The organism is Nonomuraea fuscirosea (assembly GCF_035917475.1).
GTDB lineage: Bacteria > Actinomycetota > Actinomycetes > Streptosporangiales > Streptosporangiaceae > Nonomuraea > Nonomuraea fuscirosea.
The window spans coordinates 2,547,647-2,561,487 of sequence record NZ_CP109074.1 but is presented as its reverse complement, the minus strand read 5'-3'; the positions used below and the strand labels follow the sequence as shown (position 1 = coordinate 2,561,487).

12 protein-coding genes are annotated in these 13,841 nt (G+C 72.6%); 5 read left to right on the top strand and 7 right to left on the bottom strand.

The window, feature by feature from the left end; translation table 11 throughout:
* Window positions 1–30: 30 nt before the first annotated feature.
* Window positions 31–1,662, top strand: a complete 1,632-nt coding sequence (gene pgm / locus OIE67_RS11570) for a phosphoglucomutase (alpha-D-glucose-1,6-bisphosphate-dependent) (protein WP_326639375.1) — start codon at window positions 31–33, stop codon at window positions 1,660–1,662.
* Between the two features lie 18 nt (window positions 1,663–1,680).
* Here the strand turns inward: pgm and OIE67_RS11565 are convergent, their stop codons facing one another.
* From OIE67_RS11565 to OIE67_RS11545, 5 genes are all read right to left on the bottom strand, one after another.
* Complete coding sequence (locus OIE67_RS11565) at window positions 1,681–2,445, bottom strand: SDR family NAD(P)-dependent oxidoreductase (protein WP_326639373.1); 765 nt, start codon at window positions 2,443–2,445, stop codon at window positions 1,681–1,683.
* A gap of 4 nt (window positions 2,446–2,449) precedes the next feature.
* Window positions 2,450–3,769 (bottom strand): MFS transporter, encoded by a 1,320-nt coding sequence (locus OIE67_RS11560; protein ID WP_326639371.1) that lies wholly within the window; start codon window positions 3,767–3,769, stop codon window positions 2,450–2,452.
* A 30-nt stretch (window positions 3,770–3,799) separates the two neighbouring features.
* Complete coding sequence (locus tag OIE67_RS11555) at window positions 3,800–4,912, bottom strand: Ldh family oxidoreductase (RefSeq protein ID WP_326639370.1); 1,113 nt, start codon at window positions 4,910–4,912, stop codon at window positions 3,800–3,802.
* Between the two features lie 96 nt (window positions 4,913–5,008).
* Window positions 5,009–5,701: a DUF2786 domain-containing protein gene (locus tag OIE67_RS11550; protein ID WP_326639368.1), complete on the bottom strand. Its 693-nt coding sequence runs from the start codon at window positions 5,699–5,701 to the stop codon at window positions 5,009–5,011.
* A 22-nt stretch (window positions 5,702–5,723) separates the two neighbouring features.
* On the bottom strand, window positions 5,724–6,965 hold the full coding sequence (locus OIE67_RS11545; RefSeq protein ID WP_326639365.1) for a hypothetical protein: 1,242 nt from the start codon (window positions 6,963–6,965) through the stop codon (window positions 5,724–5,726).
* Window positions 6,966–7,394: 429 nt separating this feature from the next.
* On the opposite strand from OIE67_RS11545, the gene OIE67_RS11540 reads away from it, so the two are divergent.
* Genes OIE67_RS11540 through OIE67_RS11530 form a run of 3 tightly spaced genes read left to right on the top strand, consistent with a single transcriptional unit; the run spans window position 7,395 to window position 9,643 of the window.
* Window positions 7,395–8,579 carry a cytochrome P450 gene (locus OIE67_RS11540; protein WP_106247861.1) on the top strand — a complete coding sequence of 395 codons (1,185 nt, stop codon included), beginning with the start codon at window positions 7,395–7,397 and terminating at the stop codon, window positions 8,577–8,579.
* Between the two features lie 18 nt (window positions 8,580–8,597).
* A complete protein-coding gene (locus tag OIE67_RS11535; RefSeq protein ID WP_326639362.1) occupies window positions 8,598–9,365 on the top strand; it encodes an HAD family hydrolase in 768 nt (255 codons plus the stop codon).
* A complete protein-coding gene (locus tag OIE67_RS11530) occupies window positions 9,362–9,643 on the top strand; it encodes a DUF4031 domain-containing protein (RefSeq protein WP_106247857.1) in 282 nt (93 codons plus the stop codon). The genes OIE67_RS11535 and OIE67_RS11530 overlap by 4 nt, the downstream gene beginning before the upstream one ends.
* On the opposite strand, the gene OIE67_RS11525 is transcribed toward OIE67_RS11530, so the two are convergent.
* The gene (locus tag OIE67_RS11525) at window positions 9,640–10,365 is read right to left on the bottom strand and encodes an HD domain-containing protein (RefSeq protein ID WP_326639359.1); all 726 of its coding nucleotides are present in this window, start codon (window positions 10,363–10,365) and stop codon (window positions 9,640–9,642) included. The genes OIE67_RS11530 and OIE67_RS11525 overlap by 4 nt on opposite strands.
* A 98-nt stretch (window positions 10,366–10,463) precedes the next feature.
* Between OIE67_RS11525 and OIE67_RS11520 the strand changes: the two genes are divergently transcribed.
* Window positions 10,464–11,630, top strand: a complete 1,167-nt coding sequence (locus tag OIE67_RS11520) for an alpha-hydroxy acid oxidase (protein WP_326639357.1) — start codon at window positions 10,464–10,466, stop codon at window positions 11,628–11,630.
* Here the strand turns inward: OIE67_RS11520 and OIE67_RS11515 are convergent.
* Window positions 11,617–13,809 (bottom strand): discoidin domain-containing protein, encoded by a 2,193-nt coding sequence (locus OIE67_RS11515; protein ID WP_326639355.1) that lies wholly within the window; start codon window positions 13,807–13,809, stop codon window positions 11,617–11,619. The two genes, OIE67_RS11520 and OIE67_RS11515, sit on opposite strands and share 14 nt — an antisense overlap.
* Window positions 13,810–13,841: the final 32 nt, after the last annotated feature.

Genomic DNA, 13,841 nt, shown 5'->3' with positions numbered 1-13,841 from the left:
CGGCCGGTCCTCATTTGTAAAGTGGCCTTCATGACGCACGAACGCGCGGGACAGCCCGCCGGGCCTTCCGACCTGGTCGACGTCGCCAGGCTGGTGACGTCCTACTACGCCCTGCACCCCGACCCGGACGAGGTCGGCCAGCGGGTCGCGTTCGGCACCTCGGGGCATCGCGGGTCGTCGCTGAAGACGGCGTTCAACGAGGACCACATCCTGGCCACCAGCCAGGCCATCTGCGAATACCGGCGCGCGCAGGGCACCGACGGGCCGCTGTTCCTGGGCATCGACACGCACGCGCTGTCGGAGCCCGCCCGGGTCTCGGCGCTGGAGGTGCTGGCCGCCAACGACGTCGAGGTGCTCGTCGACACCCGTGACGGCTACACGCCCACGCCCGCCGTCTCCCACGCCATCCTGCGCCACAACCAGGGCCGCACGACCGGACTCGCGGACGGCGTCGTGGTCACACCGTCGCACAACCCGCCGGCCGACGGCGGGTTCAAGTACAACCCGCCGCACGGCGGCCCGGCCGGCACCGAGGCCACCACGTGGATCCAGGACCGCGCCAACCAGCTGCTGCGCGACGGGCTCAAGGGCGTGCGCCGGGTGCCCTACCCGGCGGCGCTGAAGCGGGCCGGGCGCTACGACTTCCTCGGCGTCTACGCCGACGACCTGCCGTCGGTGGTCGACCTCGACGCGATCAGGGCGGCCGGGGTGCGGATCGGGGCCGACCCGCTGGGCGGGGCGAGCGTGGCCTACTGGGGCGAGATCGCCGAGCGGCACCGGCTGGAGCTGACCGTGGTCAATCCGCTGGTCGATCCGACATGGCGGTTCATGACGCTCGACTGGGACGGCAAGATCCGGATGGACTGCTCGTCGCCGTACGCGATGGCCTCGCTGATCGCCGGGCGCGACACGTACGACATCGCCACCGGCAACGACGCCGACGCCGACCGGCACGGGATCGTCACGCCCGACGGCGGGCTGATGAACCCCAACCACTACCTCGCCGTCGCCGTCGACTACCTCTACGGCCACCGCGCGGGCTGGCCCGCCGGGGCCGGGGTGGGCAAGACGATGGTCAGCAGCACGATCATCGACAAGGTGGCCGAGTCCTTGGGCCGGCCGCTGTACGAGGTGCCCGTGGGGTTCAAGTGGTTCGTGCCGGGGCTGCTGGACGGGTCACTGGGGTTCGGTGGCGAGGAGAGTGCGGGGGCGTCGTTCCTGCGGCGTGACGGGTCGGTCTGGTCCACCGACAAGGACGGCCTCATCCTGGCCCTGCTCGCCTCGGAGATCCTGGCCGTGACCGGCGAGTCGCCGAGCGCGCGCTACCGCGGGCTGGTCGAGCGGTTCGGCGAGCCCGCCTACGCGCGGGTCGACGCGCCCGCCACCCGCGAGGAGAAGGCCGTGCTGGGCAAGCTGTCGGCCGAGCAGGTGACGGCCTCCTCGCTGGCCGGCGAGCCGATCACGGCGGTCCAGACGGCGGCGCCGGGCAACGGCGCCGCGCTGGGCGGGGTGAAGGTCTCGACCGCGAGCGCCTGGTTCGCGGCCAGGCCGTCGGGGACCGAGGACGTGTACAAGATCTACGCCGAGTCCTTCAAGGGGCCGGAGCACCTGGCCAAGGTGCAGGAGGAGGCCCGCTCCCTGGTGTCGGCGGCCCTGGCCTGAGCGACGGCGGACGGCCGGTCAGTAGCCGAGGTGGCGGCCGCCGTCGCCGATCAGTGTCTCGCCCGTGACCAGGTCCGACTCCAGCAGCGAGGTGACCATCTGGGCCACGTGCTCGGGCTGGGCCGTGCGCCGCAGCGGCGCCTTCAGCTCCTCCTTCGCCGCCATCTCGGAGAACACCTGCTCCCCCACCCGCCCGATGTGCCAGCGGGTGGCCACGATGCCGGGCGCGACCGCGTTCACCCTGACCTCGGGCGCGAGCGCCACCGCCAGGTCGCGGGTGAGCTGGAGCAGGGCGGCCTTGCTGACCCCGTACGCGATCGAGGAGCCCGTGGCCTGCAGCCCCGCGATGGAGGCCACGTTGACGATCGCGCCGCGCGCCGCGCGCAGGTCGGGCGCGAACGCGCGGGCGCAGTAGAACGCGCCCATGAGGTTGACGCCCATCAGTTGCCGCCACACCTCGTCGGTGAGCCCTTCCAGGTCGGGGAACGGCACCCATCTGGTCGTGCCCGCGTTGCACACCAGCGCGTCCACCCGGCCGTGGGCGGCCCGCACCCGCTCGGCCATCCTGCGTACGGCGGCGTCGTCGGACACGTCGGCGGCCATCGCCTCGGCCTTGCAGCCCAGCTCCTCGATCCGGGCGACCGTGGCCCTGGCCTCGTCGGCCGAGCGCGAGTAGTTCACGATCACGGCCGCCGCCCCCTTCCTGGCCAGGCTCTCCGCGACGGCGGCGCCGATGCCGGTGCCGCCGCCGGTGATCACGACCACCGCGCCGTCGAGGTTCATGAGCTCACTCCTTCGCCGGGTCCCGCAGCGCGTCCATGGCCGCGATGTCGATGTCCTTGTTCTCGCGGGCGGCGTAGAAGGCCACGAACGAGATCACCGCCGTGCCGATCAGGAACGCCGCGACCAGCCACGGCGCCCCGCCCAGCCGGGCCGCCAGCGCCGCGCCGATCAGCGGGGAGAAGCCGGCCAGCGCCGCCCCGAGCTCACGTGAGGCGGCGAACCCCGTGTAGCGCACGCGGGCCCCGAACAGCTCGGCGTAGAACACCGGCTGCACCGCCACCTGCGGCGCGAAGCCGAAGGCCCCCATGACCATCATGGCCAGCCACACCACCCACGGGAGGCCGGTGTCGACCAGCAGGAAGTAAGGAAAGACGTACAGAGCCACGAACACCACGCCGAACAGGTTGAGCGGCCGCCGCCCGATCCGGTCAGACAGCTCGCCGTAGAACGGCTGGAGCGCGATGACGGTCAGCCCGAACAGGATCACCCCCAGCAGCGCCGTCTGACTGGTCAGGCCGAGCTGCCCGGTGGCGTAGGCGACGCTGAAGGTGGCCAGCGTGTAGACCACGGCCGTGTCGCAGATGTGCGCGCCGACGCCGACGAGGAAGTTGCGCGGGTGGCGGGCCAGCGCGTCCCTGATCGGCAGCTTGACGACGCCGCGCGTGCGCGCCATCTCGCGGAACACCGGCGACTCGGCGACGCGCAGCCGTACGTACAGCGCCACCCCGATGAGCGCGAAGCTCACCAGGAACGGCACCCGCCAGCCCCAGGCGAGCACGTCCTGCTCCGGCAGGAGCTGGATCAGCAGGAACGCCGATGTGCCGAGCACGAGCCCGATCTGCACGCCGCTCTGGGCGAAGGAGGCGTAGTAGCCGCGCCGGCCCGGCGGGGCGTGCTCGGCCAGCAGCGTGGCCGCGCCGCCGAACTCGGCGCCCGCGCCGAGGCCCTGGCAGACGCGCAGCACCGTGAGCAGGATCGGGGCCCACACGCCGATCGAGGGGTAGGTGGGCAGCAGGCCGATCAGGCCGGTCGACACCCCCATGATGACGGTGGTGATGATCAGGGTGGAGCGGCGGCCGATCCGGTCGCCCAGGTGACCGAACAGGATGCCGCCGAACGGCCGGACCACGAACCCCACGCCGAACGTGGCGAAGGCGACGATGGTGCCGGTGGCCGGGTCGGCCTGGGTGAAGAACAGGCGGTTGAAGACGAGGGCGGCGGCGGTGCCGTAGATGAAGAAGTCGTACCACTCCAGGGCGGTGCCGACGAGGGCGCCCAGGACGACGCGCCGTAACTCGGGGGTGGCGGGCGGGGTGGCGGGCATCTGACCTCCAGAGGGCGTGTCCGGCCGCCGTCAGCGGCCTGTCGCCGGCCGTGCGTTGTGCTCCGTGTCGTGCGCGCTGATCTTCTCCGTGGGTACGCCGAGGCGCGCGGCGAGGCCGCACAGCTCCTCCCAGACCGGTAAGGGCACCGGGATCCCGTCCCTCAGCCGCTCCGCACGTGCCGCGGCCTCGGGCTCACCCGGCACCACCACGCCGGGGCCGGACGCGCGCAGGGCCTCACAGAAGGACTCGACCTCGGCGACGTAGTGGTCGAGCGGGACGAACGCGGCGATGTCCACCGCGGTGATCACCGTGCCGAACGTGCCGTCGTACGCGGGCGAGCAGGCGGTGCCCGTGCCGGTGAGCAGGCCGGCGACCAGCTCGATGAGGACGCTCAGCCCGTAGCCCTTGTGGCCGCCGAACGGCAGCAGCGCGCCGCCCCGGTAGAAGTCGGCCGGATCGGTGGACGGGCGGCCCTCGGGATCGACCAGCACCCCCTCAGGGGCGGGCGACCCGGCGGAGCGGAGCAGGCCCAGCTTGCCCTCGGCCATGGCGGCGGTGGCCCAGTCCATCACCACGGCCGCGCCGCCCGCCCTGGGCACGGCCCAGGCCATGGGGTTGGTGCCGAGCATCCTGCTCCGCCCGCCGTACGGGGCCACGGTCGGGTCGGCGTTGCCGACGACCTGCGCGATCAGTCCCTGGGCCGCCAGCGTCTGCGCGTACTCGCCGAGCCTGCCGACGTGGTTGCACTCGCGGACGGCGACGACGCCGACGCCGTGCGCGCCGGCCAGGGCGGCCGCCTCGGCCACGGCCAGGCGCGCGGCGGCCTGGCCGAAACCGCGCCGCCCCGACACGACGGCGCTCGCGCCACGGCGTGAGACGACCTCGGGCCTGACTTCCGGCACGACGGCGCCCTCGGCGATCCGGTCGAGGTAGGGCTTGATCCGCCGCACGCCGTGCGAGCCGTGCCCGGCCAGGTCGGCCTCCACCAGGGACTCGGCGACGATGACCGCCGTGTCGTCGGGCACGCCGGCGGCGGTCAGGAGGTCGTGGGCGAGGTCTCGGAGGCGGCCGGCGGCGAGGACGTGCACGGAGTCGTTCACGGGGGCGTTCACGGGGGCGTTCACGGGGGCGTTCACGGTCATCTGTCTCGCTCATCTGTCTCGCATCGAGCAGGACTACGTTCCGTGGGCGCTCATATGCCCGTTTCCCGGTCCGTCAAACGGCTGTCCGGAAAGGGCTTACCCTTCGAGTTCGCGGGCCGTGGCGGTGCTCATCCCGGTGCGCCCGAGGTCGGCCCTGCGGCCTGCGGCGACCCCGTCGCGGTAGCCGGTGCCGCTGGTCCTCGGCACGCTCCTGCGGATGTCGGGATAGTGCGCGGCGACCGCCCGCTCGACCTCGGCCCTGCGGTCGGCCAGGACGAGCGCGGTCCCCGTGCCCGCCGACTCGTCCTCGGCGCGTGACTCGGCCGCGCACAGCAGCCGGTACACCTCGTCGGTGAAGCCGAGCAGCCACGACCTGCGGTAGGCCCGCACGGCGCGGACGTCGCTCGGCGGCTGGACCCGGGCCAGGCCCGAGGCCATCTGCAGCAGCAGGGAGGTGGCCAGCAGGTCGGCCCGGTCCAGGTCGGCCGCGAAGCCGAACACGTGCACCCGCTGCCCGCCCTCGCCCCGCCCGATCAGCAGCGGCCGGCACCGCACGGCCTGGGCGACCAGGCTGACGAGGCGGGCCTTCTCCCTGGCCCAGGGGGCGGGCAGGGTGACGACGCGGTCGCCGGGGGTCTGGCGGGTGCCCGCGGGGGGCAGCGCGTCGATGCCGTGCTTGGCCATGAGCGCCGACGCGGCGGCCATGAACGTGGCCCGCTCGTGCTCGTTGTCGGTGCGTTCGGCCTTGGCCAGCAGTTTCCTGACCCGTTCGAGCGTGCGCTCGCGCAACCGTGACCCCCCGCCGACTCGCTCAGGACTTGCCGGACAGCACCCGCCCCTGGTCGTCGATGGCCGGGAACGCGCCGGTGTCGACGATGCCGTGCTGCTGGTACAGCGCCTCGATGAGGGCGTGGGCGTGCGGCTCCAGCTTCCACAGAGCACGATACTCGCGTGCCGTGACCAGCGAGATGCCGATCTCCTGGGCGATGTCCACCGTGCGCGGCACGATGCCCTTGGCGATCTGCCGGTCCCAGTACTCGCGGGCGGAGCGCATGCGCGCGGCCCGCTCGGCCGTGCTGAGGACCTGCGGGGTGGTGTCGAACACCTCGATGTCCTCGTCCTCGTCGGAGACGAGCTCGGCCAGCGCGGGCGGCAGCGCCGGGCGGGCGGGGACGGGGTGGTGGTCGGCAGTGGGCTCCCAGGGCACGCGCGGGTCGGCGTCGATGAGCGCGGAGGTGTTGTAGAGGGCGGCGATCTGGGCCAGCAGCGCCTCCTGGCGCGAGGCGTCCACGGCCAGGCCGGTGTGCTCGACGGCCTGGTCCATCGCCTTGTCGAGCTTGGCCAGCGCGGCGCGCATCTTGCGCTCGGGCGCGCCGCCCTCGCGCAGCGCCTTGGCCTTCTTGGCGGCCAGCGCGACCCTGGTCAGCCGGCGGTGGGCGTCGACCTCGCTGGCGGTGCGGTCGCTGACCTCGGCCAGGCCCATCCTGACCATCAGCCGCTCGGGCGTCAGCCGCCAGTTGATCCGGCCGGTGCCGCGGATGCGGTGGCGTTCGATGGCCATGCCGCGCTCCCACAGCCAGGCGGCCACCAGCGGGGCGGCCAGGCGGAACACCGCCTCGGGCAGGCTGCGCGCGTCCATGCTGGACAGCACGGCGGTCAGGCAGGTCAGGGCCCACACGGCGATGCCGTCGATGCCGGCCGAGAAGTTCTCACGCATGTTGCGGCGCGCGCGTACGGCGGAGGTGATGATCGCGACCTCGATGAACGCGAACAGCAGTAACCGCAGCGGCCCGTCGAGGCCCAGCACGTCCCCGGAGAAGCGCCACATGCCCTGCGCGGACACACCCGTGGCGATGGAGGCGGCGACGACGGTCAGCACGTCCTCGATGGGGCGGGGGGCGATGTACCTGGTGAACAACCAGGACAGGGCGCGCCAGACGATCCTGAGCACCAGGAAGGCCAGGACCAGCCCGGCGAGGCTCAGCAGCGCGATGACGGCGGTGGCGAGCGGCTTCTCGGTTACGAAGGCTGTTATTTCCTCAAATGTCGGCATCAGTCACTATCCGTGATGGCTCAAACTCCGGCTCTATGCGACGAGATCATCGCAGAATGTCGCCATCTTGTACGCCAAACGGCATCGGCTGCACCACTTTGCCCAGGTTTCACTGCAGTTCAGGGTTCTTGACGGAGCGTGTCATCACTAGCGCCCCGCACGGCGGGGTCCGGGGTGGCCGGAGCGCGGGGGCGGGCGCACAATGGGAAGGGAGGAGGGTCGTGAACGGCCCCGTCCGCCCGAGCCGCCCGTGCGCGCCCATGACCGCGGCGAACTCCTCCCGGGGTCCGGCCGAGGCCGGGGAGCACAGGGGCCTGGGTGAGATGGAAATCGTCCTTTCGGAGGGCACCGTACGGCCTTCCAGATGGGACCATCTATGCAGGGATTTATCCCAACATGGTGTGATGTATCCCAGCAGGACGGATATCGATGTCAGCAACAGAAGAGTTCCCGCTCGTCCAGTTCATGCGTGAGGGGTTCGACCCCGTGGGCGAGCTCGCGCGTATCCGGGCGGAGCAGCCGGTCTTCCCGATGGAGATCCCGGGCGGCCAGACCGTCTACCTCGTCACCCGCTGGGAGGACGTACGCGGGGTGCTCGGCGACCATGAGCGCTTCAGCAACGACTTCGCCGGCGTCATCGGGCTCGGCTCGAACCAGGAGGACCCGGGCGGGCTCGGCTTCCGCGACCCGCCCGAGCACACGCGGCTGCGCAAGTACCTGACGCCCGAGTTCACCATGCACCGGCTGCGCAGGCTGGAGCCGCGGATCGAGGCCATGGTCGAGGAGTACCTCGACCGCATCGAGGCCAAGGGCGCCGCCGAGGGGATGCCGGTGGACCTGGTCGAGGAGTTCGCGCTGCCGATCCCCTCGCTCGTCGTGTGCGAGCTGCTCGGCGTCCCGTACGACGAGCGGGCCGGGTTCGTGAAGATCAGCAAGGACCGCTTCGACTTCACCGCCGGGCCCGAGGCGTCGCTGCAGGCCATCAACGACGCGATGACGTACCTGACGGACCTGGTGGCCAGGGAGCGGCTGGATCCGGGCGACGGGCTGCTCGGGCAGCTGCTGCGCGAGCACGGCGACGAGCTCGACGACCGCACGCTGGCCAGCATGGCCGACGGGCTGCTGACCGGCGGCCACGACACCAGCACCAGCATGCTCGCGCTCGGCACCCTGTGGCTGCTGCGCAACCCCGAGCAGGCGGCCAAGGTGCGCGAGGTGGACGGCTACGTCGTGGACGTGGTCGAGGAGCTGCTGCGCTACATGACGGTCGTGCAGGTCGCCTTCCCGCGCTTCGCCCGCGACGACCTGGAGCTGCACGGGGTGCCGATCAAGAAGGGCGAGATGGTGCTGTGCTCGCTGACCGGCGCCAACCGCGACCCCTTCCTCGGCGACGACATGAACGAGGTCAGGCCCGGCCGCGAGACGGCCGGCTCGCACCTGGCGTTCGGCCACGGCATCCACCGCTGCATCGGCGCCCCGCTGGCGCAGATGGAGATGCGCATCGCCTTCCCGGCGCTGCTGCGCCGCTTCCCCGGGCTGCGCGTCGCCGGTGAGGTGCCGTTCAGGGAACTCGCCATCGTCTACGGCGTCAAAGAGCTACCCGTCTCCTGGTAGAGCGGTTACGTTCGCTGTGTGAACGAGCCCGTCATCGACCTGACCGTGATCAGCGCCGTCGTGTTCGACACCGACGGCGTGGTCACCGACACCGCTCGGGGACACGCGGCCGCCTGGAAACACGTCTTCGACGCCTTCCTGCGCGGCCGCTCGACGCCGTTCGACATCCGCGACGACTACCTGCGCCATGTGGACGGGCGCCCGCGGCTCGACGGCATCCGCACCTTCCTGGCCGCGCGCGGCATCGAGCTGCCCGAGGGGGCGCCTGACGACGAGCCGGGCGCGCCGACCGTCCACGGGCTCGGCCTGGCCAAGGACCGCCTGTTCATGGAGCAGGTGGACAAGTACGGGGTGGCGGCGTTCCCCGCCACGGTGGCGCTGCTGCACGAGCTGCGCCGGCGCGGCGCCCGTACGGCGGCGGTCTCGGCCAGCCTGCACGCGCGCAAGCTGGTCGGCTCGGCGGGTCTCACGCACCTGTTCGACCTCATGGTGGACGGCAACGACGCGGCCCTGATGAACCTGCCGGGGCCGCCCGACCCCGCCCGCTACCTGGAGGCCGCGCGCCGCCTCGACCTGCCCCCGGCCAAGGTGGCGGTGGTGGTGTCCGCGCTGCCGGGGATCGAGGCGGGCAGGAAGGGCGGCTTCGGGCTGGTGGCCTCAGTGACGACCAACGCGGTGACGACCAACGCGGTGACGACCGGCGGCGACGGCGCCGGGGCCCACGTCGCGGTGCCCGATCTGGGGGAGCTCGGGGTCAGTGGGAGGGTTCTACCCTTGACGTCGTGACTGTTCTGATCGATCCGCCCGACTGGCCGGGGCCGCGCGGCCTGATGTGGTCGCACCTCGTCAGCGACCGCTCGCTGGATGAGCTGCACGACTTCGCGGCGCGGCTGGGGGTGCCGGTGCGGGCGTTCGACCGGGACCACTACGACGTCCCCGAGACCGTGCACGCGCGGGCGGTCGCGCTGGGGGCCGAGGCGGTCAGCTCACGGGAGCTGCTGCGCCGGCTCATCGCGGCCGGCCTGCGCCGCCGCAAGAAGCACCGCCCCGCGCCTCCCGCCTAGGCGTCCTTCCCCAGGAGGACGGTCAGTTCGGCGGTCATGTTGGCGCGGGCGCGTTCCTCCCACAGGTCGCGGGCCCTGGGTGTGCGGTAGAGGGTGGGGGTGGCGAGCAGGCGGCGCAGCACCTCGGCGCGGCCCTGGGCGAACAGCGGGCCGGGGACGTGGGCGTACTCCTCGCGGACGGCCCGTGCGTAGTCCGCGTAGCCGGGTCCGGCGAGCACGGCGAGGTCGGCGTCGCACAGGACGGCCCCGTTGCCGTCGCCCGGTCCTGTGGTGTCGTGCGCGGCCGTGAGGCGGACCAGGCGGGCGGTCTCGGCCACACGGCCGGCGGGCACGCCGCACCTCGGCAGGCGCGACTGGGCGAGCTGGGCGCTGCGTTCCTCGTCCCAGCCGGGCCGGCCGTCGTAGACCGCGTCGTGGAACCAGGCCGCCAGCCGTACCGCCGCGACGTCCCGCGCCTCGGCGGCCAGCGGCTCGACGGCGGCGAGGACGGCGGCCAGGTGGGTGCGGGTGTGGTAGCGGCGGTGCGGCTCGGCCCAGCGGGCGAGCAGCTCGGCGCGCACGGCGAGCGAGGCGGCCGACTCACCCGCGAGTGCTGCCCACCGCCCGCAGCCGGTCCAGTCGTCGCCCGCCGCCGTCTCACCGGCCGCCGCGTCTCGAACCGCCGTCTCACCGGCGGTCGGATCGTCGGGCAGGCCGTCGGGCGAGGTTCGGGCGTCGATCATCTTCTCAGCGTACGCCGTCGCGGGGTAACGTCCTGGGCATCGGCACCGCATCGGACGACCCACGGCGCCTGCCTCGCTGGCGGGAGCTGCGTGGTGTCATGCCCCGCCGGCCGCGCCTGTCCAGGGCGGCCCGGGTCCAGGCCGCGGCCGACGTGGCGGATCTGCGCCGGCTGGCCAGGAAGCGGGCGCCGCGCATGGTGTTCGACTACGTCGACGGCGCGGCCGAGGGCGAGCGGTCGATGGCCAGGGCGGTGGAGGCGTTCGACCGGGTGGAGTTCAGCCCGCGGGTGCTGCGTGACGTCTCCGAGGCGCCCACCGCGGTCGAGATCCTGGGCCGGCGGATCGCGATGCCGGTCGTGCTCGGCCCGACCGGGTTCACCCGGATGATGCACCGCGGCGGCGAGCGGGCCGTGGCGCGGGCGGCGGAGCGCGCGGGCGTCCCGTACACGCTGTCCACGATGGGCACCACGACGGCCGGTGACGTGGCCGCCGCCGCGCCCGGCGGCTGGAACTGGTTCCAGCTGTACGTGGTCCGCGACCGCGGCCGCAACGCCGAGACGCTCGCCCTGGCCGCGGACGCCGGCATGGACGTGCTGATGGTGACCGTGGACGTGCCGGTGGCCGGGGCGCGGCTGCGTGACGTGCGGCGCGGGCTGACGGTGCCGCCCTCGCTGCGCTGGAGCGGGGCGCTGGAGACGCTGCGGCATCCGGCGTGGTGGTTCGACTTCCTGACCAGCGAGCCGCTGCGGTTCGCCACCGCGGAGGGCGCGCCCGACGATCTCGCGGGCCTGACGAACCTGCTGTTCGACCCGTCGGTGACGATCGCCGACCTGGAGTGGATCCGGTCGATGTGGCCGGGCAAGCTGCTGGTCAAGGGGGTGCAGCGGGTCGACGACGCCAAGGAGCTGGCCGAGCTGGGGGTCGACGGGATCGTGGTGTCCAACCACGGCGGGCGTCAGCTCGACCGCTCCGCCACGCCGCTGGAGCTGCTGCCCGACGTCGCGCAGGCGGTGGGCGAGCGCACGCAGGTGTTCCTCGACGGCGGCGTGCGCAGCGGGGCCGACGTCGCCGCCGCGGTCGCGCTGGGCGCCAGGGCCTGCTTCGTCGGCCGCGCCTACCTCTACGGCCTGATGGCGGGGGGCGAGCCCGGCGTCACGCGGGTGCTTGACCTGCTGCGCGCCGAGCTCGTCCGTACGCTGCAACTGCTGGGTGTGGGCGGCGTCCAGGGGCTGGGCCCCGGCGTCGCGCGGCTCAGGGGTATGTGACGATCTTCACCGGGATGGTGTCGGTGCCCTGTGCGGGTCCTCCCGTGTCGTTGACGACGTGGGCGATGGTGCCGTTGCCTCCCAGGGAGACGGTGAGCAGGTCGTGGAAGCGCACGCCGGCGTTGACCGGGGTCTCGAAGCCGCGCTCGGCCACGACGCTGGGGTTGACGTTGAAGTAGCAGTACGCGCCCAGCCCCCACGCCTCGTGCGAGGTGACGGAGGCGGCGACCTTGTAGGCGGCGTAGCCGCGGGTGGAGCCGTTCATCCAGGCGGCCTGGTTGGGCGGGTCGTACGGCATCTCGTTCTGGAAGAAGATCGTCTTGCCGCGCTGCCCGTTCCAGATGACCTGGTACTTCTGATAGTGCTCGACGAACAGCCCGTACGCGGTGACGTCGTCGCCGTTGACGATCAGCCCGGTGTCGGCGGTGTTGACGGTCCAGCCGATGCCGGTGCCGTGGTCGCCGCGCCAGGCCCAGATGTGGTCGATGATCGTGTGGTCGCTGTTGACGACGAGGCTGGTCGTGGCCTTGCCCGCGTGGGCGCCGCCGACGCGGAAGAAGACGTCCTGGATGGAGATGGGGTCGGCGGCGTGCGTGGCGGACGAGCCGGACGGGCCGACCTCCATCAGGATGGGCGAGTTGACCGGGCCGGCGTCGAACAGCAGGCCGGCCACCTTGACGCCGTCCACATCGGCGATCCGCATGGGCACCACGCCGTTGTCGGGGATGACGGTGGCGTAGCCGAGCCCGAGCACGACGGTGCCCGGCCTGGTGACGTCGATGCTCTGGTTCACGTGGTAGACGCCGGGCGTGAAGAGCAGGTTGAGGCCGGCGGCGAGGGCCGCGTTGATGGTGGCCGCGGTGTCGGCCGGCTTGGCCACGTAGAACTGGCCGAGCGGGATCGAGGAGCCGGTGCCGGGCCAGTTCGCGCCGCGCGAGTTACGCCGCAGGGCCGGCACGAAGACCTGGTAGGCGCCCGCGCCGTCCACGTACAGGAAGGGCTTCTCCCTGGTCACGGGGCTGGTGTCGAGCGTCGTGTACGGCGGTTCTGGGAACGACTGGGCGGGCGCGCCGGCGACGCCGGAGAAGACCATGTTCCACACGCCGTTGAGCCAGCCGCCGATGGTGCTGTCACGGGTGAACCACTGCTGCTGCGAGTACGGCTGCACGGTCCCGTCGATCCTGCTGTCGGCGATGTAGCCGCCGCTGGCCCAGCCGTACCCGGAGGGCGCGAGGTTGAGGTTGCCCCTGACGTGCATCCGCCGGAACGGCGCCGCCTGCGAGACCGCCCACTGGTTGGTGCCGCCGGAGGGCGTGATGGACAGGTTCTCGGCCGAGCGCCAGAAGTTCTGGGTGGCGTTGCCGCCGAACCAGCCGGCGTCCACCCGTACCTGGCCGTTGATCGTGACGTCGTCGGGGTTGCGGCCCAGGCCCATGATCGAGGTGTAGAAGCCGATGTTCGCGTTGACGTTGTAGCTCCCCGGCTTGAACAGCAGGGCGTGGCGCTGGAGGCCGAACTGGTTCGACTCCATCTGGGTGAAGATCGAGTCGAGGGTGGACTGGATGCTCGCCGCCGGCATGGACGGGTCGAAGACGTGCACGTTGGGTCCGAGGTCTCCGCCGCCGCCCGGTGTGTCGGTGGTGCCGGTGCGCACGGTGAGCTCCCACAGCGAGTAGCCGTACGGGGTGGCGCGGGCGGTGCCGTGCACGCGGACGTAGCGGCCGGTTCCGGACACGTCGAGCGTCTGCGTGCCACCCGTGCCGGTCGTGGTCGCATAGACGTCGGTCCAGGAGGAGCCGTCGCCGGACACCTGGACCCGGAAGGCGGAGGCGTACGCGGCCTCCCACTGGAGCACGACCTGGCAGATCTGGTGCGAGGCGCCCAGGTCGACCTGGAGCCACTGCGGGTCGCTGAACGCGCTGGACCAGCGGGTTCCCGCGTTGCCGTCCACGGCGGCGGAGGCGGGCAGGCCGGCGTTCTCGACGGAGGAGGCGGTGGCGGGACGGCCGAGCGCGGCGTCGGCGGTGCCGCAGGCCTGCGCGCCCATGGCGGCGGAGGCGGTCGCCGGTCTGGCGGACAGGAGCGGATCGGCCGCGCGGGCCGGGCCCGCGACGAGTAAGGACAGCAGCAGGGCGGCCAATGAGGCCACGATCAGGGCGGGACGTCGGCGGGGATGCACGGCGACTCCTCACGGGAACGTACGGGAGGCAG